This window comes from Hymenobacter monticola, assembly GCF_022811645.1.
GTDB lineage: Bacteria > Bacteroidota > Bacteroidia > Cytophagales > Hymenobacteraceae > Hymenobacter > Hymenobacter monticola.
In genome coordinates this window covers 871,161-895,164 of sequence record NZ_CP094534.1, presented here as the reverse complement: position 1 = coordinate 895,164, position 24,004 = coordinate 871,161, and the positions used below count along the sequence as shown (strand labels likewise).

The 24,004-nt window shown below is 62.5% G+C and carries 25 protein-coding genes and 1 riboswitch; of the genes, 12 read left to right on the top strand and 13 right to left on the bottom strand.

Annotated elements, in window-relative coordinates:
- Window positions 1-5: 5 nt before the first annotated feature.
- On the bottom strand, window positions 6-794 hold the full coding sequence (locus MTP16_RS03955; protein ID WP_243516133.1) for a YqjF family protein: 789 nt from the start codon (window positions 792-794) through the stop codon (window positions 6-8).
- Between the two features lie 117 nt (window positions 795-911).
- Window positions 912-1,244 carry a rhodanese-like domain-containing protein gene (locus tag MTP16_RS03950; RefSeq protein ID WP_243516131.1) on the bottom strand — a complete coding sequence of 111 codons (333 nt, stop codon included), beginning with the start codon at window positions 1,242-1,244 and terminating at the stop codon, window positions 912-914.
- A gap of 68 nt (window positions 1,245-1,312) precedes the next feature.
- On the opposite strand from MTP16_RS03950, the gene pnuC reads away from it, so the two are divergent.
- From pnuC to MTP16_RS03935, 3 genes are all read left to right on the top strand, one after another.
- On the top strand, window positions 1,313-1,954 hold the full coding sequence (gene pnuC / locus MTP16_RS03945) for a nicotinamide riboside transporter PnuC (protein ID WP_243516129.1): 642 nt from the start codon (window positions 1,313-1,315) through the stop codon (window positions 1,952-1,954).
- Window positions 1,955-2,110: 156 nt separating this feature from the next.
- Window positions 2,111-3,553 (top strand): aldose epimerase family protein, encoded by a 1,443-nt coding sequence (locus tag MTP16_RS03940; RefSeq protein ID WP_243516127.1) that lies wholly within the window; start codon window positions 2,111-2,113, stop codon window positions 3,551-3,553.
- 139 nt (window positions 3,554-3,692) lie between these two features.
- A complete protein-coding gene (locus MTP16_RS03935; protein ID WP_243516125.1) occupies window positions 3,693-4,109 on the top strand; it encodes a GNAT family N-acetyltransferase in 417 nt (138 codons plus the stop codon).
- Between the two features lie 34 nt (window positions 4,110-4,143).
- On the opposite strand, the gene MTP16_RS03930 is transcribed toward MTP16_RS03935, so the two are convergent.
- Entirely contained in the window at window positions 4,144-4,368 is a 225-nt protein-coding gene (locus tag MTP16_RS03930) for a hypothetical protein (protein WP_196285743.1), read from the bottom strand.
- Window positions 4,369-4,529: 161 nt separating this feature from the next.
- Window positions 4,530-4,637: riboswitch (TPP riboswitch) on the top strand.
- 60 nt (window positions 4,638-4,697) lie between these two features.
- Here MTP16_RS03930 and MTP16_RS03925 point away from each other — a divergent pair.
- Window positions 4,698-7,151 carry a TonB-dependent receptor gene (locus MTP16_RS03925; protein WP_243516124.1) on the top strand — a complete coding sequence of 818 codons (2,454 nt, stop codon included), beginning with the start codon at window positions 4,698-4,700 and terminating at the stop codon, window positions 7,149-7,151.
- A 193-nt stretch (window positions 7,152-7,344) separates the two neighbouring features.
- Here the strand turns inward: MTP16_RS03925 and MTP16_RS03920 are convergent, their stop codons facing one another.
- On the bottom strand, window positions 7,345-9,102 hold the full coding sequence (locus MTP16_RS03920) for an APC family permease (protein WP_243516123.1): 1,758 nt from the start codon (window positions 9,100-9,102) through the stop codon (window positions 7,345-7,347).
- 190 nt (window positions 9,103-9,292) lie between these two features.
- Here MTP16_RS03920 and MTP16_RS03915 point away from each other — a divergent pair, with 190 nt between their 5' ends.
- Window positions 9,293-10,528: an acyl-CoA dehydrogenase family protein gene (locus MTP16_RS03915; RefSeq protein WP_243516122.1), complete on the top strand. Its 1,236-nt coding sequence runs from the start codon at window positions 9,293-9,295 to the stop codon at window positions 10,526-10,528.
- 5 nt (window positions 10,529-10,533) lie between these two features.
- The gene (locus MTP16_RS03910) at window positions 10,534-11,001 is read left to right on the top strand and encodes a hypothetical protein (RefSeq protein ID WP_243516121.1); all 468 of its coding nucleotides are present in this window, start codon (window positions 10,534-10,536) and stop codon (window positions 10,999-11,001) included.
- Between the two features lie 121 nt (window positions 11,002-11,122).
- On the opposite strand, the gene MTP16_RS03905 is transcribed toward MTP16_RS03910, so the two are convergent.
- Both MTP16_RS03905 and MTP16_RS03900 read right to left on the bottom strand, forming a co-directional pair.
- Window positions 11,123-11,491 (bottom strand): DUF4177 domain-containing protein, encoded by a 369-nt coding sequence (locus MTP16_RS03905; protein ID WP_243516120.1) that lies wholly within the window; start codon window positions 11,489-11,491, stop codon window positions 11,123-11,125.
- Window positions 11,492-11,545: 54 nt separating this feature from the next.
- Window positions 11,546-13,267 carry an FG-GAP-like repeat-containing protein gene (locus tag MTP16_RS03900; RefSeq protein ID WP_243516119.1) on the bottom strand — a complete coding sequence of 574 codons (1,722 nt, stop codon included), beginning with the start codon at window positions 13,265-13,267 and terminating at the stop codon, window positions 11,546-11,548.
- 539 nt (window positions 13,268-13,806) lie between these two features.
- On the opposite strand from MTP16_RS03900, the gene MTP16_RS03895 reads away from it, so the two are divergent.
- From MTP16_RS03895 to queG, 6 genes are all read left to right on the top strand, one after another.
- Complete coding sequence (locus MTP16_RS03895) at window positions 13,807-14,742, top strand: acyltransferase family protein (RefSeq protein ID WP_243516117.1); 936 nt, start codon at window positions 13,807-13,809, stop codon at window positions 14,740-14,742.
- Window positions 14,679-14,966 carry an acyltransferase family protein gene (locus tag MTP16_RS03890; RefSeq protein WP_243516115.1) on the top strand — a complete coding sequence of 96 codons (288 nt, stop codon included), beginning with the start codon at window positions 14,679-14,681 and terminating at the stop codon, window positions 14,964-14,966. Before MTP16_RS03895 ends, MTP16_RS03890 begins: the two co-directional genes overlap by 64 nt.
- Window positions 14,967-14,975: 9 nt before the next feature.
- Window positions 14,976-15,323 carry an HIRAN domain-containing protein gene (locus MTP16_RS03885; RefSeq protein ID WP_243516113.1) on the top strand — a complete coding sequence of 116 codons (348 nt, stop codon included), beginning with the start codon at window positions 14,976-14,978 and terminating at the stop codon, window positions 15,321-15,323.
- A 195-nt stretch (window positions 15,324-15,518) separates the two neighbouring features.
- Window positions 15,519-16,574, top strand: a complete 1,056-nt coding sequence (gene ruvB, locus MTP16_RS03880) for a Holliday junction branch migration DNA helicase RuvB (protein WP_243516111.1) — start codon at window positions 15,519-15,521, stop codon at window positions 16,572-16,574.
- A gap of 73 nt (window positions 16,575-16,647) precedes the next feature.
- Complete coding sequence (locus MTP16_RS03875; RefSeq protein WP_243516110.1) at window positions 16,648-17,130, top strand: YdeI/OmpD-associated family protein; 483 nt, start codon at window positions 16,648-16,650, stop codon at window positions 17,128-17,130.
- Window positions 17,131-17,147: 17 nt separating this feature from the next.
- On the top strand, window positions 17,148-18,107 hold the full coding sequence (queG, locus tag MTP16_RS03870) for a tRNA epoxyqueuosine(34) reductase QueG (protein ID WP_243516108.1): 960 nt from the start codon (window positions 17,148-17,150) through the stop codon (window positions 18,105-18,107).
- On the opposite strand, the gene MTP16_RS03865 is transcribed toward queG, so the two are convergent.
- The 7 genes from MTP16_RS03865 to MTP16_RS03835 all read right to left on the bottom strand — a co-directional run bounded on the left by MTP16_RS03865 (window position 18,104) and on the right by MTP16_RS03835 (window position 23,983).
- Entirely contained in the window at window positions 18,104-18,319 is a 216-nt protein-coding gene (locus MTP16_RS03865) for a hypothetical protein (protein ID WP_243516106.1), read from the bottom strand. The genes queG and MTP16_RS03865 overlap by 4 nt on opposite strands.
- A 219-nt stretch (window positions 18,320-18,538) precedes the next feature.
- Window positions 18,539-19,393 carry a ferritin-like domain-containing protein gene (locus tag MTP16_RS03860; RefSeq protein ID WP_243516104.1) on the bottom strand — a complete coding sequence of 285 codons (855 nt, stop codon included), beginning with the start codon at window positions 19,391-19,393 and terminating at the stop codon, window positions 18,539-18,541.
- A 45-nt stretch (window positions 19,394-19,438) separates the two neighbouring features.
- Window positions 19,439-20,194 (bottom strand): ferritin-like domain-containing protein, encoded by a 756-nt coding sequence (locus tag MTP16_RS03855; protein WP_243516103.1) that lies wholly within the window; start codon window positions 20,192-20,194, stop codon window positions 19,439-19,441.
- Window positions 20,195-20,365: 171 nt separating this feature from the next.
- Window positions 20,366-21,256: a ferritin-like domain-containing protein gene (locus MTP16_RS03850; RefSeq protein ID WP_243516101.1), complete on the bottom strand. Its 891-nt coding sequence runs from the start codon at window positions 21,254-21,256 to the stop codon at window positions 20,366-20,368.
- A 33-nt stretch (window positions 21,257-21,289) separates the two neighbouring features.
- Window positions 21,290-21,970 carry a ferritin-like domain-containing protein gene (locus MTP16_RS03845; RefSeq protein ID WP_243516099.1) on the bottom strand — a complete coding sequence of 227 codons (681 nt, stop codon included), beginning with the start codon at window positions 21,968-21,970 and terminating at the stop codon, window positions 21,290-21,292.
- A gap of 239 nt (window positions 21,971-22,209) precedes the next feature.
- Window positions 22,210-23,172: a ferritin-like domain-containing protein gene (locus MTP16_RS03840; RefSeq protein ID WP_243516098.1), complete on the bottom strand. Its 963-nt coding sequence runs from the start codon at window positions 23,170-23,172 to the stop codon at window positions 22,210-22,212.
- 37 nt (window positions 23,173-23,209) lie between these two features.
- A complete protein-coding gene (locus MTP16_RS03835) occupies window positions 23,210-23,983 on the bottom strand; it encodes a ferritin-like domain-containing protein (protein WP_243516096.1) in 774 nt (257 codons plus the stop codon).
- Window positions 23,984-24,004 lie beyond the last annotated feature (21 nt).

The following is a 24,004-nucleotide window of genomic DNA, read 5'->3' as shown; positions in this document are numbered from 1 at the left end:
CTGCCCTACACCCGCTGCATGGGCCACAGCTCCACGCTCACGGGCCCACCCACGTGCACCAGCGGCGCACCGGCCGGCGTGGGCAGGCCGTGGCTTTCTACCAGCGTCGATTCGTAATGCAGGACTTGGGCCGAACTCAAAGGCCAGGGCTGGTGTGCCACCCGGCCCCGATAGAGCTTGGTCTGGGCCTTGTTGCTGGCGTAGAGGCAGTAGCGCTCGGTAAGGAAAAAGGCCAGCGAGCCCGGCTCGGCCGGTGGCAGCGGCGCCCCTGTTTTCCAGGTAGCCCGAAACTGCGCGGCCGGCGCTCCGCGGTGGGTGCGCCGCGCCGAGAACTGCCGCAACTGCTCGCCGGGGCTTTCCATGTGCATGTCGGCCCGCAGGTAGGGCAGGTGAAAAAACGTGCGCGCCACCCACACCGCCAGCGGGCTGGTGGCATCAAGGGAGAAAAACCACACGCCGGGCACCCCGTCGAGGTGCACGTAGGTGCGCACGTTCAGCTCCAGGAATTCATCGGTGCCGGGCACGGGCGGCGTGGCCCGGGTGCGCACCTTGGCCATCTGAAACGGCACCACGGCCAGCCAGGCCATTCCCTCGTGCGTGTCGATGCGCAGGCGGGTCGGCAGGTGCGCCTGCAGCAGCTCGGGCGGCACCGGCCAGTGCAGAAACAGCAGGTCTTTCCATTCCTGGCGGAGCAGGGGCGTGCCCATGGGCCGCTCGCGCAGGGCCAGCCGGTCGGCCAGGGTAGGAGCATGCGGGTCGGCCGGTGCGGGCGGGGCAAAAGCGAAATCAGGCATTGGTAGAAGCAAGGTGTGCTCCTTCAACGGATTTCAGCCTCAAACGATTGGGAAACAGTTTTGAAAATGCCTCGAACGTCATGCTTCGCTCCGCGCTGCCCGACAGTTCAAAGAGCCTCAATACGTCGGAAACGCCGGGTCCACCCGTTCGGCCCAGGCGGCGACGCCGCCGCGCAGGTTCAGCACGTTGGTGCGGCCCAGGCGGTGGCGCAGGTAGCCGGCCGCCTGGCCCGAGCGCACCCCGTGGTGGCAGATGACGACCACCGGGCCTTCTTCGCGGATTTCGCCGGTGCGGCGCGTAAACTCACTCAGGGGCAGGAGTTGGCTGCCGGGCAGGTGGCAGTACTCGAACTCCATTTCCTCGCGCACGTCGATGAGTTGAAGGTCGTCGCCGGCCTGCAGGCGGCGGTGCAACTCTTCGGGGCTGATGTCGAGGGGGGCGCTTTCCATGGGGCGAGGGGTTGAGCACGCAAAAGTAGGCGCGGGGCTACCTTGCGGCTTTCCCTGACCTGCATTTCGTGGCCGCCCTGTTTCTTTTCGATTTTCTGCCCGCCGTCGGGGCCGCCCTCAAATCGGCCAGCCCGCTGGAAGTGGGCGGCGTGCTCACGGGCGTGGCCTGCGTGTGGCTGGCGGCCCGCAATTCCATCTGGAACTTCCCCGTCGGCATCGTCAACGGCATATTCTACATGCTGGTGTTCTGGCAGAGCCGGCTCTATTCCGATGCCGGCTTGCAGCTGGCATTCGTTGCCTTACTTGTGTACGGCTGGGCCAAGTGGCTGCAGGGAAGTGCGGCGGCCGAAGCGGCGCCGCTGCCCATCACGCGCACGCCGCCCCGGCTGGCAGCCTGGCTGTTGGGCGCGGGCGTGCTTTATGCGCTGGGCGCCGGCTTCCTGTTTTCCACCCGTACCGACGCCGCGCTGCCTTATTGGGACAGCACCACCACGGCCATCAGCCTGGCGGCCCAGCTGCTGCTTTCGCGCCGCCACCTCGAAAACTGGCTGCTCTGGGTGGGCGTCGACGTGGCCTATGTGGGCATGTACTGGCACCGCGACTTGTACCTCACCAGCGGCCTCTACGTGGTGTTTCTGGGGCTGGCGGCCTACGGCTACTGGCAGTGGCGACGCGAGATTGCCACACCGGGCAAGGTAATTTCAGCTTAATAATGAAGGTATTATGCTGCGATATGCCCGTAAAGTCATAACGATTTGCCATCTTTGAATAACTGTGTAGCCCGGAAGCACCCCCGTTAGTCCACCCCCTAACGCCTCTGCATGGCTGCTTAGCCCCTTTCCACCCCCGTTTTCCTTCGCTCACCTTTGCTGCGCATTTCCCTGACTGGCCCCGAATCGACGGGCAAAACGACGTTGGCTGCCCAGCTGGCGACGCACTACGGCACGTCCTTCGCCCCTGAGTTTGCCCGCGAATACCTGGCCGACTCGGGCCCGCACTACACGCTCGAAGACCTGGAAGAAATTGCCCGCGGCCAGCTGCAGGCCGAAGCCGCAGCCGAGGCCGGCGCCCACCGGCTGGTGTTTTGCGACACCGACTTGCTGGTGATTAAAATCTGGGCCGAGCACTCCTTCGGCGCCTGCCCCGAGTGGATACTGCGCCGCATCGACCAGCAGCAGTACGACCTGGTGCTGCTCATGGGCGTGGACCTGCCCTGGCAGGCCGACCCCTTGCGCGAGCATCCGCACCTGCGCCAGCAGTTCTACGACCTGTACCTGCGCGAACTGCGGGAGCGCATGTCCAACTTTGCCGAAATTTCGGGCGACCCCGCCCGCCGCTTTGCCCAAGCCCGTTATTTGGTTGACGAGCTGCTGCGCACCGCCGAGCAACCCGCTCTTTTGGAAGAACCCTCCCCGCCTTACACCGCCGTGCCCACCACCTACACCCTCGAAAGCCCAACCTGCCGGGCTTCCTTTTCCGCCCACGGCGCCGAGCTGACCAGCCTCGTCACCCTGGCCGACAGCCTCGAATACGTGTGGCCCGGCGACCCCGCCGTGTGGGCCCGGCACGCGCCGGTGCTGTTCCCGCTGGTGGGCCGCCTGCCCGACGACGTGTACCACTACGAGGGCCGCGACTACAAGCTGCCCCAGCACGGCTTCGCCCGCGACCAGGAGTTTGCCGTGCTGCACCACGATGCCACGGAGCTAGCGTTTCGGCTGCAGCACGACGAAACCACCCAGGCCATTTTCCCTTTCGCCTTCGAGCTGACCATCACCTACACCCTGCGCGACGCGCAGCTCACCGTGCGCTGGGACGTGCGCAACCCCGCCCCCAACCAGCCCTTGCTCTTCAGCATTGGCGGGCACCCGGCCGTGCGCTGCCCGCTGCTGCCGGGCGAGGCCTTCGAAGACTATTACTTCGAGTTCGACCACCCCGTGACGCTTGAGCGCCACCTGCTGCGCGGTGGCCTGCTCACCGGCGCCACCGCGCCCGTGCTGAACCACGAGCAAAAGCTGCCGCTGAGTTACGAGCTGTTTGCCGACGACGCCCTGGTGTTCAAGCACTACGATTTTACTAACCTCACGCTGCGCACGCACAAGTCGGCGCACTTCGTGCGTTTCCGCTTCGACGGTTTCCCCTACCTCGGCCTCTGGACCAAGGGCCCCGGCGCCGGTTTCGTGTGCGTGGAGCCCTGGCACGGCGTGGCCAGCGCCGCCGGCAAGCCCGGCGAGCTGCGCGACAAAGAAGGCATCATGACCCTGGAACCGGGCCAGGTGTTCACCGCCGCCTTCAGCATCGAGGTGGGCTGATGCTGCGCCGGTCGGACCGCCCTAGGCGGTCCGACCGGTCGCCGTGAGAACGAAAGCGTTGTTCCTTCAACCAGTCGGACCGCCTAGGGCGGTCGGACCGGGGCGGACGAAAATACGACTTGTTCAAAATCAACTTCTAATGCCCGGCTTACTTTTAATCCGGCCCGTTGGCCCAGAGGCCACCTACGCCCTGCGGCACCAGGTGCTGTGGCCCGACGAGCCGCTGGACTATGTAAAAATTGCCGAAGACGCGGACGGCCACCATTTCGGAGCCTTTCGAGACGAAGAATTGGTGGCCGTCATTTCCCTGTTTGTGACGGGGCCGGAAGCCCGATTCCGCAAATTTGCCACCCGGCCCGACTGTCAGCGGCAGGGCATTGGCAGCCAGTTACTGCGCCACGTTTTTGAGGAAGCCCGGCGGTTGGGCGCCACCCACATCTGGTGCGACGCCCGACGGGACAGTGCCGCATTTTACGAGCGGTTTGGGATGGAGCCCGAGGTCGAAATATTCTACAAAGGGCCCGTGGCCTACGTGCGCATGGCGTGCGCGCTGTAGACTACGGGCCCTTCAAATTTGCTTATCAAAAGGCTTATACGCCTACGCGGCGCCGGTTGTATTCCGGCTCCCAGTCGTTGATGGGGCGCGAGATGCCGGGCGGCAGGTCGAGGTCGGGCAGGCCGGGGTCGTGCGGTTCGCCGCCGTCGTCGTCGCCATCGGAGGGCGGGGGTGGGGGCACCACGCCGCGGCGCCGCGGCATGGCCAGCACAAACAGGAAAAAGGCGCAGAAAGCGACGGCGTAGAGGAGGCTGAACATGGCGAAGACAGCTAAATCGGGAGGGAAACTAGAAACGCAGGTTCCGGGTTCGGCGTTGCGTCGCCCGACGTCCCTAAATTAACTGACAGTCAGGAAACGCGCGCACTTCGGAGGTGGGAATAATAAAAAAATGATGCCGGGTGCCTCGGGTGTTACCTTTGCGGTCTGTTTAGGGGTGCTGGTGTTGTGCACGACACATCGGCTGAGATGATACCCATCGAACCTGAACCGGGTAATGCCGGCGCAGGGAACAAACAATCCGCGGACGTTTCCGCTGCCGCTCCGACCCCTGGGGCGACAGCGCGTTCCATTTTCAAGCCTTTCTTTTTTTGAAAAAGCTACTCTTTGCCACCGCCCTCCTCTGGTGGCTGGCGGCCGTGCCGGCCTGGGCGCAGGGCCCGGCCCTTATTACGGTGAAAGATGCCAGCACCGGCGCCGTGCTGCCCAATGCTACCGTGCTTCAGAACGGTAGCGCCCTAAAGCCCACGGGCGGCGGGCAGTTTGAGTTTTACGTGGTGGGCGATGGCCCGCAGGAATTTAAAATCTCGCACGTCGGCTACCAGCCGCTGCTGCGCCGCTTCGAAGGCCGCCCAACTTCCCGATACCTGGACTTTGAGCTCCAGGCCGTATCGGTGCTCACATCGGAAGTGGCCGTTACGGCCACCCGCGCCACCGACAAAACCGGCACCGCCTACCAAAACGTGAGCCGCCAGGAACTGCAGGCCCGCAACTTCGGCCAGGACATTCCCTACTTGCTCGACCAGACGCCCAGCGTGACGACGACCTCCGACGCGGGCACTGGCGTGGGCTACACCGGCATCCGCATTCGCGGCACCGACGGCACCCGCATCAACGTGACGCTGAACGGGGTGCCGGTGAACGAGGCCGAAAGCCACGGCGTGTTTTTCGTCGATTTGCCGGACTTGGCCTCGTCCACGCAAAGCATTCAGGTGCAGCGCGGGGCCGGGCCCAGCACCAACGGCGCGGGCGCCTTCGGGGCCAGCCTCAACGTGGAAACCCTCGGCCTGCGGCCCAAAGCCTATGCCGAAGTCAATAACTCGGCCGGCTCGTTTGGCACCTGGAAAAGCACGATAATGGCCGGCACGGGCCTCATCAACGGCCATTTTTCGGTGGATGCCCGCGCCTCGCGGGTGCAGAGCGACGGCTACGTGGACCGGGCCTCGTCGCGGCTGAAATCGCTGTACCTGACCGGCACGTATTCCGACGACAAAACGCTGCTGCGGGCCCTCGTCCTCACCGGCTACGAAACCACCTACCAAAGCTGGTACGGCCTGGCCGACTCGCTGCTGCACAAAAACCGCCGCTACAACGAAGCCGGCACCGATGGCGGCCAGCACCTGCCGGCCTATAAGAACCAGACCGACAACTACCAGCAGGACTACTACCAGTTCCTGATTTCGCGCCAGCTCGCGCCCGCCCTCAACCTGAGCGTGACGCCCTTCTGGACGCGCGGCGGCGGCTACTACGAAGAGTACAAGGCGAATCAGGATTTTGAGAAGTACGGCATCAGCGGGCCGGTGTACCAGCCCGCGGCCGGCGGTGGGTTCGATACGCTGCGCACCACCGACGTCATTCGGCGGCGCTGGCTGAAGACCGATATGTACGGTGCCACTTTCGCCCTGCAGGCCCGGCCCGTGGGCAGCCGCATCACCGAGGCCACGCTGGGCGGGGCCGTGGTGGGCTACCGGGGCCAGCATTTCGATGAGCTAACCTGGGCCCAGCGCGGCGCCTTTATCCCCGAAACCGGCACGCGCTACGACGACGAGCCCAATGCCCACAAGCAGGACGTCAACGTGTACGCCCGGGTGAACGTGAACCTGACCGATGAGCTGGCCGGCTTCGTTGACCTGCAAAACCGCTACGTGCGCTACGAGCTGTACGCGCCCGACGGCCGCCCCAACGGCGCCAAAAGCCAGCAAACGGCCCGCTTCACCTTCCTCAACCCCAAGTTTGGCCTCACCTACCAGCTGCGCCCCAGCACGCAGCTCTACGCCTCCTTTGCCATCGCCCAGCGCGAGCCCACCCGCACCGACTACACCGACACGCCCGCTGAGCGCCGGCCCACCGCCGAAAAGCTCTCCAACTACGAGCTGGGCCTGCGCCGCGCTACCGAAAAGGTGCAGGCCAACCTGAACTTCTACTACATGTACTACCGCAACCAGCTGGTACTGAGCGGCCGCTTGGACGATGTTGGCAACGCCATTCACACCAACGTGGCCGAGTCGTACCGCCGCGGTGTGGAAGCTCAAGTGACTTACAAGCCCGTGCCAGTCCTGAGCCTGACGGCCACTGCCACGGCCAGCCAGAACAAAATCAACAACTACACCGATTACCTGCCCATCTACAACGACAACTACGATTACATCGGTGACCGTGCTGTGGATTTCAAGGAAACCAATATTGCGCTTTCCCCTAGCCTCACGGCCGCCTACACCGTGGAGTACGAAGCGCTGCCTGGCTTGAAGCTGGCCACGCTGGCCCGCTACGCCGGCCGCCAATACCTCGACAACACCAGCACCGAGTCGCGCAGCATCAACCCCTACTACGTGCAGGACCTGCGCCTGCGCTACCTCTGGCACCCGCAGAAACTGGGTTTCCAGGAAATCGAGATGGCCGTGCTGGTCAACAACATTTTCGGCACGGAGTACGTGAACAACGGCGCCACCTACGGCTACATCAGCGGCGGGCAGGCGCAGTATTCCACCTACTACTACCCGCAGGCCAAAACCAATTTCCTCGCCTCGCTGAACCTGCGCTTCTAGACCACGGATTCGCTCGGATTTTTCGGATTAATCGGATTTTGTGGACGGCTTCCTAAGCATCATCCAAATTATCACACGCAAAAAGGCCACCCATTTGGAGTGGCCTTTTTTGTTGCGCTTGCGAAGGTGTATTGATACCATCCACAAAATCCGAAAAATCCGATTAATCCGAAAAATCCGAGCGAATCCGTGGTCAGATAATCAGCCGCACGCCGCCCAGCTCCGAAATCTGGTAGGGGAAACGGTCGCCGGGCGAGCCGATGAACATGAAGTTTTTGGGGATGTTCCACTTCGTCGACAGCTCTTCAATCAGGTCCGGGCCGAAGTGGCCTTGCATCGTTACCAGCTCTACTTCAATCTGCTCGTAAGCGCGGTCCAGCACCCGAATGTCGTTGAGCAATTCCTCGGGGTACTGCTCGCCTTCTTTGAGCAGGGTTACGATGCGCAGGCGGTTGGTGAATTCGTTTTCCACCACGTAGGCCATCACCTTATTGAGGTTCGACACATTGTCGCCCTTGGTGAAAAACACGAACTCCTGCTGCGCCAGGTCCTTGAGCTGCTTGCGCACCTTGAGGCGCGCCAGTCGCGCGGCCCTGGGCAGGTGCTGGGCCAGCGACTCGGCCGCCGACAGCAGCAGGTTCAGAATCGCAATGCGGTTGAGCATAATCGCCACCACGCCCATGGCTGGCAGGAAGTACTGCAGGAACACAATGAGGTATTCGGGGTGAATCTTGACGTTGCCGAATAACGCCACCAGCACCCCCAGCAGCGCCAGCGACACCGTTAGAATGCCCGCGTACACGGGCCGCGGCAGGTTGGGCCGCTTGCGCTTCAGCAGGAAATTGCCCAGCGCAAAAAAGGCCATCACCGACAAAAACGAGATGGTGTACACGCCCGCTAGCGGCCCCAACTGCCCCTGCGTGATGAAGAGCACCGACACGCACAGCGCGAAAAACACAATCAGAATGAGGTAGTTGCTGCCCCGCTTGTTCTCTTTCAGGAAAAATTGCGGCAGGATGCGGTCCAGCGTCATGCGCTTCATCAGCCCGCTCACGCCCACGAAGGAGGTGAGCACGGCCCCGCTGAGCACGGCCACCGCATTTACGGAGATGGCCGTGCCCAGCCACGGCCCACCCGTGACGGTGCCCAGGTGCGAAAGCAGCGTTTCGGTGTGCTGGCCCACTTCCACCAGCGGCAGCACCGCTACCGCCAGAAAGGCAATGAGCGGGTTGAACACCGTGACCACCACCCACATGTTGCGCAGCGTTTTCTGGAACACCCCACGGGCCTGCTCCTCCACGAAGTTGGCCGAGCTTTCAAACCCCGAAATGCCCAGCATGGCCGCGCTAAACCCGAAAAACAGTGCATTCAGAATGCTGCCGCCCTTCACCGGCACTTGGAAGTTGAGAGCCAGATTATGAAAGCCGTGCGTGGCCAGATACCACACGGCCACGCCCACCAGCAGCGTAAGCGAGGCTAGATGCACGAGAAATATAACCACCGCTACAATGGCCGATTCCGACATGCCCAGGATGGTGAGCAGCAGAAACAGCCCCAGCAGACCCACCGTGGCCCACAGAATAGGCAGCCCGTGCCACAGCGTGTGCAGGTAGTGCATGGCCTCGTTGGCCGAAAGCACCGCCGTGGCCATGTAGGACAGGATGGTGAGGCAAGCGGCCAGCGCAGCGTTGCGCTTGCTGGTGGTGTTCAGCAGCACGTTGTAGGCGCCACCGTTCAGGGGCAGGGCGCCCACCACTTCGCCGTAGATTTTGCGAAACAGAAACAGCACCGCGCCCACCACCAGCAGGGCCAGCCAGGCGTATTGCCCGGCATAGGAAATGGCCAGCGCCGATACGTAGAGACACGAGGAGGAAATATCATTGCCGCAAATGGCGGTGGCTTCCAGCTCATTCAGCTTGGCGGCGTGGGGGTGATGCTCGGCGGTGGCCATGAGGGAAAGGTGAATTTTTGACAAGCATACGGCTTTGTGTGCCAAACGTAGAAGCCGGCGGGGCTAGGCCACGCAAATAGGGCTGGCAAGTGGCTGATTATTGGGCCGCCGGCCGTAACCGCGCCCGCGCCGCGGCTGTTACCTTTGCGCCCACACTCCCACCCAATCATCCCTCTTAAACGCCCGCCCCATGTCTTCCGAAGCCGACGTTCTCTCCCCCCAAGCCAAAGCCCACACTGCCCAGAAAGGCAGCACCAACGCCAACGGCTTCACCGATTATTTCGACCTCGACGGCCTGCTGACCGAGGAGCACCTGCTCATCCGCCAGTCCATCCGCGACTTCGTCAAAAAGGAAATTAGCCCCAACATCGAGAAGTGGGCCCAGCAGGGGCACTTCGAAAGCAGCATGGTGCGCAAGTTTGGCGACGTGGGCGCCTTCGGCCCCACCATCCCGCAAGAATACGGCGGCGGCGGGCTCGACTACATCAGCTACGGCCTCATCATGCAGGAAATTGAGCGCGGCGACTCTGGCATGCGTTCCACCGCCTCGGTGCAGGGCTCGCTGGTGATGTTCCCCATTTACGCCTACGGCTCCGAGGAGCAGCGCAAAAAGTACCTGCCCAAGCTCGCCAGCGGCGAGTGGCTGGGCTGCTTCGGCCTCACCGAGCCCGACCACGGCTCGAACCCCGGCGGCATGACGACGAACATCAAGGACATGGGCGACCATTACCTGCTGAACGGCGCCAAGCTCTGGATTTCGAACTCGCCCGAGTGCCAGGTGGCCGTGGTGTGGGCCAAAAACGAGCAGGGCCGCATCAAGGGCGTCATCGTGGAGCGCGGCATGGAGGGCTTCAGCACCCCCGAAATCCACAACAAGTGGAGCCTGCGCGCCAGCACCACCGGCGAGCTGGTATTCGAGGACGTAAAAATCCCCAAAGAGAACATCCTGCCCAACATCGACGGCCTCAAGGGCCCGTTGTCCTGCCTCGATTCGGCCCGTTTCGGCATCGCCTGGGGCGCCATCGGCGCCGCCATCGACTGCTACGAGTCGGCCCTGAAATATTCGCTGCAGCGCGAGCAGTTCGGCAAGCCCATTGCCAGCTACCAGCTCCAGCAGAAGAAGTTGGCCGAGATGATTACCGAAATCACCAAGGCCCAACTCATGGCCTGGCGTCTGGGTGTGCTCAAAAACGAGGGCAAAGCCACCAGCGCTCAGATTTCGATGGCCAAGCGCAACAGCGTGGAAATGGCGCTGCACATTGCCCGCGAAGCCCGCCAGATTCACGGCGGCATGGGCATCACCGGCGAGTATCCCATCATGCGCCACATGATGAACCTGGAATCGGTGATTACCTACGAAGGCACGCACGACATCCACCTGCTCATCACGGGCGCCGACATCACGGGCATTCAGGCGTTTAAGTAGGTAGAATGGGCGCCACTTGCTCGCTGCAACAAATCTCACAAGAGGCTGCCGAGGCATACGTCCGGCAGCCGATTTTGCTTGTTAAGGCGCAGCAAGCAGAGCATGAGGATTTTAGCAGGCAGTGGCACCCACGCTTTGATTTCACGCTGTGGAATGAGGCCAGGAAACAACGCCTCTATGATTGGGTGGTGCTGGTGAAAGGCTTGCTGTCACTTAGCAGCGAAGCGTATCAGTTAGGTGTCCACGGCGGCCAGCAGGTAGGCGGACTGGAGGAATCCTGGCAATTAGAAGGCGACGCGAAGGTGTTCAATCCCGAACAGGTAGCAACGCTGTATCAAGCTATGGCTTCGGTATCGCTAAGCCCAGCCGACGAGCATAATGAGGAATACGCGCTGATGGTTCAAGACTTTCAACGCTTCCTGAAAGAAGCTGCCGAAACGGGCAAAGCTCTGTTGCTTTTTGTCGGACCATAGCGGTGTTCGTCAGGTTCGCTGAGCGCATTGGTAGTTTCAGCATAGTCTTGAACTTGTGCTAGCACCAAAAAAGCAATGGCCGCCCCAGCAACGGGGCGGCCGTTTTTGTTCCTGCAAAAATCTACCGCCGCTCCATCATGTACACCGTTTCGGTGGTGGCACCCACGCCCACGGTGCTTTGGGCCACGCTCACCAGACGCCAGCCCTGGGCGACGAGCTTGTTCACCTGCAGCAGCTCGGCGTGGTGCAGGGCCACGGCCACATCAGTAGTGCTGCGGTCGGAGCTAGGCTTCACATTGCTGAGGCGCTGCACCTGCTGCTTGCCGTCGGGCATGATGGTGACAATTTCGGGCACGTAGGACTCGTTGCCCGGGCGGCCGCTGCCCACCACCATCAGGTAGCCGGGGGCCGCCGGGGCCGCATTGGGGTAAAAAGCCCAGGAGCCGGCCACGGCCAGCGCCAGTGCAGCGGAGAGAAGCACTTTTTTCATGGCATGAGGGAAGAAGGGTGGATGGAATGTCCACGCAACTTACGCGGCGCGGTCTTATTCCACCGCTAGCCGGCGCACCTGTTCGCCGCTGCGCACCAGATACACACCGGTCGGCAACCCATCAAGCGGCAGCCGTGCTGTGCCCGCCGCATCGGTAGTGGCGGTGAGCAGCGCCCGGCCCAGCGCGTCGAGCACCGTGAGCGGCGCATTCGGCGTGGCGTCGGTGATGGTGACGACGCCGCGGGTGGGGTTGGGGAAGAGGCTGAGGGCGGGTGTGGGCGTGGTAGGCCGGGCGGCCGTCACCAGCCCCGGTTGGTTGAGGAGCACACTGGCCCGGCCGGGGTTGAGGGAGGCGCTAGTGGTCAGAATGTCCAGGTCGCCGTCCCCGTCCACGTCGCCGAACGCCGCGCTGAAGGGATTAAACAGTACATTGATATCTGCCCCGCTGCCAAATGTGCCACGGCCATTATTTAGCCGCAAGCATACTTTGCCGGCAGGTGAGCCGCTGCTCATGTAATTAGCATTGATGCCGATGAGGTCCAGGTCGCCGTCGCCGTCCACGTCGCCCAACGCTGCGTTGGTAAGCGACCCGCCGCTCATGCCCACGCTGGAGCCACCGCTAAACGTGCCATTCCCGGTGTTTAAGATTACCTCAACCTGCCCGGCGCCGGCGCCTACCACGTCGAGGTCGCCGTCGCCGTCGACATCGCCCAGCGTAAGGCTTTCCAGGTGCACGCCGGAAACTTCGTAGGTTCCAGCAAAAGCGCCGGCGCCGGTGTTAAGCCGTACACTCAGTTTGCCTGCGCTTGCCCCATCATTCGCCACCAGGTCCAGGTCGCCGTCGTTGTCCATATCACCGAGCGCAACGACGGACATTGCGGTAACAGGCGCGTCGGGGCCCGAGCTGAAGGTGCCGTTGCCGTTGTTCAGGCACACATTTACCGGGCTGGCGCCAAACCTGCCGTTGGGAACAACAATATCCAGGTCGCCGTCGCCGTCCACGTCGCCCATTCTTAAGTCACTCGGACTGCTGATGACCATGTCTTGGCCCGTGCTGAACGTGCCGCTGCCATCATTCAGGCGCACGCTCACCGTACCAGGAGCGCCATTGGACGGCGCCGTGGTGGCCATTAAGTCCAGGTCGCCGTCGCCGTCCACGTCGCCGGCTACCACGTTGGAAGCGGGGTTTGGAATGGGCACGTACTGGTTTCCGCTGAATGTACCGCTACCGTTGTTTAGTCGGATTCCGATGAGGGAGAGGTTAAGTAGATTGTTAGCCAAGTCCAGGTCGCCGTCACCGTCTAAATCGGCCACCAGTATGCGGGTCGGTTCGCTACCCACAGAAGGGGTAGAGCCCGTCTGGAAGTTTCCATTTCCCGTGCCGCCCACCGCCGCCGTAAACTGCCCCACGCGGCCCGGAGCGCCCCCGCCGGGGCCCGTCGTGGGCACCACGGTGTACTGCACCGTCTCGCCGGGCATGTAGGGGTAGGCCGTGGGCGCGAAGCTGAGCGCATTGCTGTTCACCACGGCTGGCGTGGCCCCGCGCGTTCGCAGCCCGCCGCGCTGGCTGCTGAACACCTTCAGCGCCCCGGCCGATGCGGCGGTGAGGGGCTGGCTGAAATTGACGGTGACCGCGCTGGTGCGTGGCACGGCCCGCGCATTAGCCATGGGGATGACGGAGGTGATAACCGGCGCCTGGGCCCAGGCCGGACCGGCCGCTGCCAAAAGCAGCGCAGCACCGAAGGCACGATGCGTGAAAGCGTAAAAAGGGTTCATAGAAAAAGCGGTGTTAATCGGCTGAAATATAGGATTATTATTCTGCCAACAACTCCGCCAGCCGCGAAATCTCTGCTTTGGCCTCGGCCACTTCCTCGTCGTCGGGATAGCCTAGCAGCATGTGGTTGGCTACGCTGGCCAGCAGCAACGGCTATGGGGTATCGTTGAGCTTGGGTGGCGGTTGGGCAATGTGTCGGGCCAGGTCAGCTTCGAACCGGGCACCTTCGCTGGGGTTGTCGTCTTCGGAAAAAAGCTGGGTTCTTGTCGTCAAGGTTTGCCACAAGAGAAGCTACCGAAATCTGCCACGCACGGTGGCAAAGGGAAATTGGGAAGAAAGCCTGCAAATGCCTATAGTTTGGCAGCGGTGCGGCAAAACCACCATTCTACCCGTAATTTTACCCAGGGGCGCGAAGCGCGAAGCGAACAAAATTTCGATAATCGGCCCGTTTCGCGTCAACAATCCCCCGGAATTAATTAAGGCTGGCCATTAGCGTCTTTATCACCCCCATTAGGCAGGAACCCGCCTGCTGCCCCTCTCTATGATTAAACCCCTTACCTCGCTAAGGTTTTTGTTTGCGTTCATGGTGTTTGGCAGTCACCTGCAGTTTTTCGACGCCGGCGCCTACCCTGGGTTTGCCCGCTGGTACGACCTGATATTAGGCGAAGGCTTCATCGGCGTCAGCTTTTTCTTCATCCTGAGCGGCTTCATCCTGTCGTTGAACTACGACGAGCGCCTGCTGAGCCGGCGGGTGTCGTTCCAGGAGTTTTGGGTGGCCCGCGTGGCCCGGGTGTATCCGTTGCACCTCGTCACGCTGCTGCTGGCGCTGGGCCTTATGCTGTACTCAAGCGAGCCCGGCAGTGGGCCTTTCGGCAACGTGGCCACCGGCATCAGCGTGCTGCTCACCAACGCCACGTTGCTGCAGGCCTTCATTCCGGAAATGGGGTACTATTTTTCCTATAACTGGCCGTCGTGGAGCATCTCGGACGAGATGTTTTTTTACTTCACCTTCCCATTCCTGGTGTTTTTGCTGGTGCGCAACAAGCTGCTGCTGCGCGGGGGCTGGGTGCTGTTCCTGGCCGTGCCTTTCCTGATGCAACTATCCGGCGAGGACGAATACCACAAGCTATTCTACATCAACCCGTTCTTCCGGCTCGTCGATTTTCTGCTCGGCATTGCCCTGCATCAGGTTTACCGGCTGGGCATCGTGGGCCGGGCCTACCGGTCCCGTTGGGGCGCCACCGCGCTCGAAGTGCTGGCGCTGGCCGCTTTCGTCACGGTGTTTCACTCCACCGCGACTATGCCATCGTCTACCGCTACTCGTGCTACTACTGGCTGCCCATGGCCTTCGTCATCTTGTCCTTTGCCTACCAGCGGGGCTACCTTTCGCTGGCCCTTTCGGGCCGCACCCTGGTGCTGCTGGGCGAAATCAGCTTCAGTTTCTACCTCATTCACCAGCTCGTCATTCGCTGGCTGAAGTACGAGAACGACCAGCGTGGGCTCTTCGACAATATGTACGTGATGACCGCCCTCATCTTCGGGCTGAGCTTGGGGCTGAGCTACCTGCTGCACCGCTACGTGGAGCTGCCCTGCAACCGCTACATCAAGGCGCGCTACAAGCGCAGCCGTTTTGCCGCGCCGGCGCCGCTGGCAGCGCCCGCCGCCCCGGCATCGGTGGCGGAACCCCTCGCCGTGCCGTAATTTGGCCGCATGATGAAAATCGTCCCCGCGTCCGAACCCCTCGTGCTGCTCGAATGCCTCGTGGCCGGCACCTCGCACCGCCCCAACCTGGAGAAGTACGAGCCCAAGCTGAAGGTGGGCCAGGCCCTGCACCTGAGCCGCGAAGCCGACAATCACTACGACGACTGGGCCGTGCAGGTGCACACCGCCCCCGCCACCGACCCCGCCAACGTCTGGCTCGGCTACCTGCCCGAGGGCCGCAACGAAACCGTGGCGCGCCTGCTCGACGCCGGCAAGCACCTCACCGCCCGCCTCAACCACAAGTCCTGGGAAACCGACTGGCTGCACCTCGACATTGAGGTGCTGCTCCACGAATAGCCAAGAAAACGTCATGCCGAGCGCAGCTGAGGCATCTCGCGTGCGGCAGTAATTCATTTTACTACCCATGCGAGATGCCTCGGCTGCGCTCGGTATGACCGACAAATTATTCCGCGTAAAAGGAGCTTTTTTGCCGGCTAAATAGTTACTCATTAGCTTAGCAACAAGCGACCAATAATTTTAGCAACTATATCTATGCGCGAAGCCTTTCTCACCGGCGGAACCGACGGGTTTGATGCCACCGATAAGGACATCGACAAAGCCCTCCGCCCGCTTAGTTTCGACGATTTCACGGGCCAGGACAAGATTCTGGAAAACCTGAAGGTGTTCGTGGCCGCCGCCAAGCAGCGCGGCGACGCCCTCGACCACGTGCTGCTGCACGGCCCTCCCGGCCTGGGCAAAACCACCCTCTCGCACATCATCGCCAACGAGCTGGGCTCGGGCATCAAGATGACCAGCGGCCCGGTGCTCGACAAGCCCTCCGACCTGGCCGGCCTGCTCACCAACCTGGAGCCGCACGACGTGCTGTTCATCGACGAAATCCACCGCCTCAACCCCGTGGTGGAAGAGTACCTGTACTCGGCGATGGAGGACTACCGCATCGACATCATGCTCGACTCGGGGCCCAATGCCCGTTCGGTGCAGATTTCGCTGTCGCCCTTCACTCTGGTGGGCGCTACCACGCGCTCGGGCATGCTCACGGCGCCGTTGCGCGCTCGTTTCGGCATCTCGGCCCGCCTGGAGTACTACGACTCCAAGCTGCTGACTACCATCGTGCAGCGCTCGGCCGAGATTCTGGGCACGCCTATCCACGAAGACGCGGCCTTCGAAATTGCCCGCCGCTCGCGCGGCACGCCCCGTATTGCCAACAACCTGCTGCGCCGCACCCGCGACTTCGCCCAGATTAAGGGCGACGGCACCATCACGGTCCAAATCGCGCAGTTTGCCCTCAATGCCCTCGACGTAGACGCCCGCGGCCTCGACGACATGGACAAGCGCATCCTCACCACCATCATCGATAAGTTCAAGGGTGGCCCGGTGGGCATCAGCACCATCGCTACGGCCTGCGGCGAGGAAGGCGAAACCATCGAAGAAGTATACGAGCCCTTCCTCATCCAGGAAGGTTACATCAAGCGCACCTCGCGCGGCCGCGAGGCCACCGAGGCCGCTTACCAGCACCTGGGCCGCTTGCTGCCCAACCACTTGCGCGGCAACAACGGCGCCAGCCTGTTCGACGAGATTACGTCGTAAGGTGTTTCTGTCAAATACAAAAACGCACCGCCATCCGGCGGTGCGTTTTTTATTCGCCCGTTTTTAACCCTTTATGCACACTTTTACTGCCACGCTTGAGCTGATTGGTGTAAATCCCTTTGTGTCGGTGCCCGCGGAGGTGTTGGCCGCAGTATTTGCCCGGGCGGGGCGCAGCAAAGGTCCTATCCGGGTGCACGGCGCCGTCAACGGCCAGCCTTACCAGCAAACGCTGGTGCGCTACGCCGGCCAGTGGCGCCTGTACATCAACCTGATGATGCTGAGCAATTCGCCCAAGCGTATCGGGGAATCGTTGGTTATTGCCCTCGATTACAATCCGGAGCCACCACTAATCCTGCGCTGTCCGGCCTTTGAGCAGGCCCTGGTCGAAACTCCTGCCGCAAAGCAGGTGTTTGCCGGGCTGTCGCCCTCACGGCAGCACGAGCTGGTGCGTTATCTGTCCCGTTTGAAAGGCGAGGAGACCTTGGCGCGCAACTTGGACCGGGCCGTCGGATTTTTGCTGGGCAAGAACCGGTTCGTCGGCCGCGACAAGCCTTAAGATTTAATTCCCCCAATATGCTTCCTTCGTCCCAATGGGCCCCGTTCATCAAGCGCCGCGCGGCGGAGCTGGGCTTCATGGCCTGCGGCATTTCGAAGGCCGAATTTCTGGAGGAGGAAGCGCCGCGCCTCGAAACCTGGCTCACGCGCCGCATGAACGGCAAGATGGGTTACATGGAAAACCACTTCGACAAGCGCCTCGACCCGCGCCTGCTGGTGGACGGCGCCAAATCGGTGATTTCGCTGCTGCTCAACTACTACCCCTCCCCCGAAACGCAGCAGCCCGACGACACCCTCAAAATCAGCAAGTACGCCTACGGCCGCGACTACCACTTTGTCATCAAAGACAAGCTGAAAGCGCTGCTGGCCGACATGGAAGCCGAAATTGGTGCCATCGGCGGCCGCTGCTTCGTCGATTCGGCGCCGGTGCTCGATAAGGCCTGGGCCAAGAAATCGGGCCTCGGCTGGGTGGGCAAAAACTCGAACCTGATAACGCCGGGCACGGGCTCCTTCTACTTCATTGCCGAGCTGATAGTGGACGTGGAGCTTCCTGCCGACGGTCCCATTCGCGACTACTGCGGCACCTGCACCAAATGCGTAGACGCCTGCCCTACGCAGGCCATCACCGAGCCTTACGTGGTGGACGGCAGCAAGTGCATCAGCTACTTCACCATCGAGCTCAAGGACCAGATTCCGACCGAGGTGGCCGGGCAGTTCGGCAATTGGGTTTTCGGCTGCGACATCTGCCAGGACGTGTGCCCCTGGAACCGCTTCAGCAAGCCGCACAGCGAGCCGCAGTTCGACCCCGCGCCGGGCCTGAAAGACCTGACGCCCGGCGACTGGCGCGAGATTACCCACGAATTATTTACAGAGCTTTTCCGCCAATCGGCCGTGAAGCGCACGGGCTACGAGGGCCTCAAGCGCAACATCCGGTTTGTGGCAGAAAGCAGCGAGCCAGCGCCCCTGGCTGCCGACTAACCCACGCCGGCAATCGGAAAATCGTCGCGGAAACGGCCAAACACGCGTTTCAGCACGTGCCGGTACACGCGGGCAAACTGCTGGTAGCACCAGCTCCGGAAGTCAGCTAGGTCGGCTGGCAGTACGATGTTGAGGGCTTTGCGGAGTTCTTTCTCGAACAGCGCCTTGTTGAAGCTGACTTTCGTCAGTATCAGTTTTACATAGTCTAACATTGGGTGGGATGGGGAGGACGGTGGAAACTGGAGAGCGGCGACACCCGGGCTACGCTCGGGCTTGGTTATTCGGATAATAGGAAAGATACAATATAGCAGGAGGCGAACGCAAGCAGAAGCGTAGGGCCTGTGGTGCTTGTGGGAGAGGCAATACGCGAAAAGAGCGGCCAGGGCCGCTCTTTTCCGAAAAAATGCCAAAATCTTATGCCGTTTGCCGGCTTAGCTGAATAAGTTGAGGGCGGCCTGGCCCACGGCGCTGGTAATGGGCTCGTCGAACGCCTCGGCCAGCGAGGGGTCGCTGATGGCCGTATTGTCGCGGATGAGGAAGAACGTCCCAAACGGCAGGGTGGTGCCGGCCGTGGCGTATTGCGTCACGTTGGCCTCGCCGCCGGTAGCGGCGGCGGTGAGGGCCTGGGCCGCTGCCGGCCGCACAATGGCGGCGTCTTCGTCGCTGGGCCAGGTACCAACCGTGGCGCCCCGCCCGCGGCGCAGGCTGCGCACATGGGCCGAGTGCTGGGCTTCCACGCTTTGCATGCGCAGCACGGCCTGGGTCAGGCGGGCATCGGTGGTGATGTTGAAGGCGTGGTTTTGGTAGAGGCGCACCCCGAAGTCCTCAATCTGCTGCGCCAGGGCTAGGAAATTGTCGTAGTTGCTGAACACGCCCGGAAACAGCTCCGGGTTGGCGGCCACGTTGCGCCGGCCGCTAAAATCGAACGTGGGAGCAGCGGGCACGGTGCTGCCCGCGTCCTGCAGGGTGCGCGTCAGGAACGCGACGTGCTGGCTTTGGTGGGCCTGCAGGCGCTGAAAATCAGCCGTCTGGCCGGCCGGAATCAGACCCGCAGCGGCCAGACCCTGGGTGTAGAGCGCCGCTTGCAGGCGCTCGAGCTGCAGCAGCTGCAGCAGGGCATCCAAGGTTGAGTCGTTGGTGGCGGCAGCGGCAGGCCGTGCGCCGAGGGCCAGCGGCAGCGCCGCTACGGCGGCCCGGCCCAGCTGCGCCAGCACGTCGCGGCGTGGGGCGGCCGAAGCAGTGGCCGGCGTGGCGGCCAAGTGGTCAAGCAGGGATATCAGCTTCATGCGGGAACCGCCGGAGCGGCCGTGGAAATAACGAAAAAGGCGGCGCTAGCCGTTGGCGGTGCAAAGGCCGGCGTCGGTGCCGGGGTTGGTGTCGGGGCAGGTGATGACCAGCACGTAGGGCGCCACGAAGGGCGCCAGCGCCGTGAGCACGGCCGTGGGTGTTTTGACGATGAGCTGCCCGTTGCCGTCGACCACGGCGCTGCTGGCAAAGCCGCCGGGCGTGAGCAGGTCGCGCACCGTGGCGGCGTGCCGGGCCTGCACCGTCGACATCTTGAGCAGCAGCGTGCGTTTGTATACGTTCGCGCTGTTGAACAGCGGCAAAATCACGGGGTAGGCCGCCGCCACCAGGTCTTCGAGCTGCTGCGCCGCTGCCAGCACCCCGGCTCGCGTGGTGAGTGTGAACGACGCTAGGTTGAAGGCGAAATCCGTGGGAAAAAGCTGATTGGCGCGGGTAGGGTCGATGAGGTAGCGCAGCGTTTCGCGGTGCACCACGGCGTGGTCGCGCAGGTCGCTGAAAATGGACCGCTCGGCCGCAGATAAGTCGCCGGGCGGCGCGTCAACCACCTTCTGATAGGTAGTGGCCTGGGCCAGGGCCAGAAAATAGGCGTAGGAGAGCAGCCCTTGGTTGCCCTCGGGCAGGACAATCTGAGTGGAAGCGGACGCCGGGGTGGGCGTGGAAGAAGAGCCGCAGCCCGCCGCCACCAAGGCTACCGAAGCCGCCGACGCGGCCGAAACCTGTAAAAACAAGCGCCGCCCCAGCAGCGGCTCCCGCCGCGCGGGCAAATGAGAGTGGTCAGACATTCGTAAACAATTCAAGCCAGCCCGCCAACCCGATAAGCCGGGCCCCAGCCAATACAAAGGTACTTCCTGCCCGTCCAATGGTTGCAAGGCCGGCACAACAAAGCCGGCCCCGTGCAGGCGGAACCGGCTTCATAAGAGCGCCAGGGCTAAAAAAGTGTCTTGGCAGCCAACTTAAGCCAGCAGGCCCCCGGCCCGTGAGGCGTCCAATACCTCGGCGGCTTGCAGGTATTCATCAAAAGCCGCCGCCGCATTGGCGGGGCTGTAGGGGTAGTTGGGGGCGGTGGTGCCGAAGGCCGTGGTGATGGGCAAGCCCACCTGCACAATGTTGTTTTCGGCGGGGCTGGGGGCCGTGTAGGCCGGAATGCCGAAAGTGCCGCCAGCCGTGGTCACGGTGGTGGAGGGAGTGGCCGTGACGCCGCTGGAGTAAACGGGGTGCGCGGCGAGGTCGTCGCCGTTGCTCACCCACGGCTGCTGGCCCCGCATCCGGCGAATATGGGCTGCGTGGCGCGCTTCCACCGAATGAATTTGCAGGGCCGTGGTGAGCAGCGTAGTACCCACCAGCTCGGCGGCGCGGCCCTTGTAGGCGCGCACGCCGGCATCTTCCAGCACCTGAGCCACCTGCAACTGGCCGGCGTAAGTAGCAGGGAAGGCCGAGGGCTTGAAACGCACGCCCGCCGTCGGGCTGCCCGTCACGGGCGTGCCGCCCGCCGCGCGAATGGCGCTCGTGAGCAGCGCCACGTGCGCGTCTTCGTGCTTTTTAATTTGGGTGATGGCCGCTGTGTCGGCGCCCGCCGGGAGGGTGCCGGCCGCCAGAAACAACCGGTAGTAGTCGGCTTCGAGCAATTCCAGGGTCAGGGCGTAGTTCAGCACCTCTGCCGGCGTGGATTTGGTACCGGCGTAGGCCTTCTGAAACAGCGCGCCCACAAACAGCGGCGTGGCGGCCAGGGCCGTGCGCTTGGCCACGGAGCCCAGGGAGTTGAACACCGCGCGCCGCGAATCGAAGCGGTCGAGAACGTCGGGGTCTACGGCCGCAAGCTGGTCGATAATTTGAAAAAAATTCATGGCAATAAGTAGTTACGAGCAGAAGGGAGGGCCTTATTTGCCAACTAAGCTGGCATCGAGCTGTTGGGTGATGAAGCTTTGGGCAGCGGCAATCACGTCGGTCGGCGTCATCTGCTTATCGAGGCCGTTGGCGTCAATCTGGTCGTCGGCGGCAAATGAGCCGGGCGTCAGCAGGTCGCGCACCAGGGCGGCGTGGCGGGCTTCCACCGACGCAATCTGGCCGGCAACGGTGAGGTAGGCCTGGCTTTTCAGCAAGATGCCGGCCCCGTTGTAAGCGGCCACGCCCAAGTCTTCAAACAGCTTGGCGGCGGTGAGCACGCTGTTGCGGCTGCTGAAATTGATGGTCGTAAAAATCGGCGTCAGGTCCTGCAGCAAGGAGCCGACTTTTTCCTTGGTGATGGCGGCTTTCAGGAAGTCGCGGTGAATGGCCTCGTGCGCCGCTATCTGCGTGAAATAGGCCAACTCGCCGGCCAGGAAGTCGGCGGCCGGCGTTTTCACCACCTGCGCGTAGAACGCGGCTTCGAGCTGCTCCAGCGCGTAGGCGTAGTTGAGCACGCCCACATCGCCTGCGCCGAGGCTGATGGTGCCGGGCGTGGAGGTAGTAGGGTCGCTGTCTTTAGAACAGCCGGCGAGCACCAGGGCCGTAGCCCCGGCATACGTGAAGAAGGAGCGCCGCTTGATGGGCGTGTACAGCGGCTGAAGATTGTCGGACATGAAAACTAAATAAGTATCGAACGCTCCGGTTCGGGAGCTGCTACGCAGGCAAGAGCCGGCACCGGGCCCGGAGGTTGTATGGTTGGGCAAGTAAAAGTAACGGCCCGGCAACGGAAATGGTCCGTCGTCTGGTACCTGACACGCAATAGCAACCCAAGCCGGCTGCCTGCAAAGCACAAAAAAGGGCCGACCCGGAGGTCAGCCCTTTTCATTGGCAAATAATTGGCGGCTTTGAAAAACTACGCCAGGAACGTGCTGCCGTTCACCACGAAGGTGCGGGCAATGGCTTTCACCGTCGTCACGTCCAGGGCTTCGTCGAAGGCCTCGGAGAAAGCCGACGCCGGGAAGCCGGTCGTGTTGGGCAGGGTGGTCAGGTTGGCACCGCCTTGGGTGGTGTTGCTTTCGGCATCGAAGGTGACACCGGTAGGCGCGTTCGTGTTGTTGCCTGCACCGTAGATGGGGGCCGTTTGGGCGGGCGAGGCGCCACCGTTATCGGTGCCGGAAATCCAGCTTTTGGGGGCCGCATTGTAGGGAGCCGCCGGTACGCCTTGCGAAGCGGCGTTGTTGTTGGCGCCACCGCGGCGCATGGTGCGCAGGCGGGAGGCGTGACGGGCTTCCACCGAGTGAATGTTGAGGGCAGCGGTGAGCACCGTTTTGTTGCTCATCAGCAGCGGGGCGCCGCCTTTGTAAGCCCGCACGCCGGTATCTTCCAGCGACTGGGCCACGGCCAGGTAAGTGGCCGGGTTGATGAATACATCGGCAAACGGACCCGCGCCAGTGCCTTTGCCGCCGGTGTAGTCGAAGGTAGCCGTGGTGGGGGGCGTGATGGCGGCCGCACCCAGTACCCCGCGCAGGAAGGTCACGTGGTTCGACTCGTCGACTCTAATGATTTCCAGCGCCGCTTTGTTGGTGGTGCTGAGGCCGAGTTGCAGGGGGGCAGAAGCTTGCCCTGCGTTGTAGAAGTACGATTCGAGGTACTCCAGGCTCAGGGCGAAGTTCAGCACGTCGTTCACCGAGGCGTTCATGGGCGTTTGGGCATACACCTTGTTGAAGATGGCGCCCACCGCCAGCGGCAGGGCCGCTGCCGACAGCTTCTGGCCCAGGCCGGTCATGTGCTTGAAAATGCTCCGGCGCGAATCGAGGCGGTCGTACACTTCCGGGTCCACTTTCTCGATTTCCGAGATGATTTGAAATAGATTCATGACAATGAGGATTCAGAGTTGAAAGGAGAAAGGGAGGTTATTTCAGGCCCGAAACGTTGAGCTTGGAGCCTTCGGCCAGGAAGCCGTTGGCTACGTTCACCACCTCGGTGGGCGTCATCGAGCGCTCCACGCTGGAGCCGCTCGGGGCGGCCCCACCAGCGCTGGCGCTGGCGTTGGCGCTGGTGAGGGTCACGATGTCGTTGCCCACGAAGTCGCCTTCCTTCACGAGGTCGCGGATAATGGCCGCGTGGCGGGCTTCCACCGACACAATCTTGCCGGCCAGCGTGAGGTACAAGGGCGAGGTGATGTACTGGCCGGCGCCGTTGTAGGCCGCCACGCCGAGGTCTTCGAATGCCTTGGCCGTGCCCAGCACGCTGGTGCGGCTGCTGAAGTCGACTTTGGAGAAGTCCGGCTTCAGGCTGTCGTTGATGCGGCCGCTGGTGATGGCGGCTTTAAAGAATTCGCGGTGAATGACTTCGTGGTAGTAGAGGTCATCGAGAATAAGCTTCTCAGCGCTGTTGGCGCCCAGGCCTTTGTAGTAGCTGCCATCGCGCAGGGCGGTGTAGAAACCGGCTTCCAGCTGCTCCAGCGCGTAGGCATAGTTCAGCACGCCGGTATCGCCCGAGCCCACGTCGATGAGGTTGTTGGTAACAACGGGGTCGCTGTCTTTAGAGCAGCCAGCCAGCACCAGGGCCGTGGCCCCGGCCGTGGCGCCGGCATACATGAAGAACGAGCGCCGCTTGATGGGCGTGTACAGCGGCTGAGCGAACGAGGCATCGTCGGAGCCGCGGGGCTGGAGATTGTCGGACATGGTGAGAAAAGTTTGGTGGAA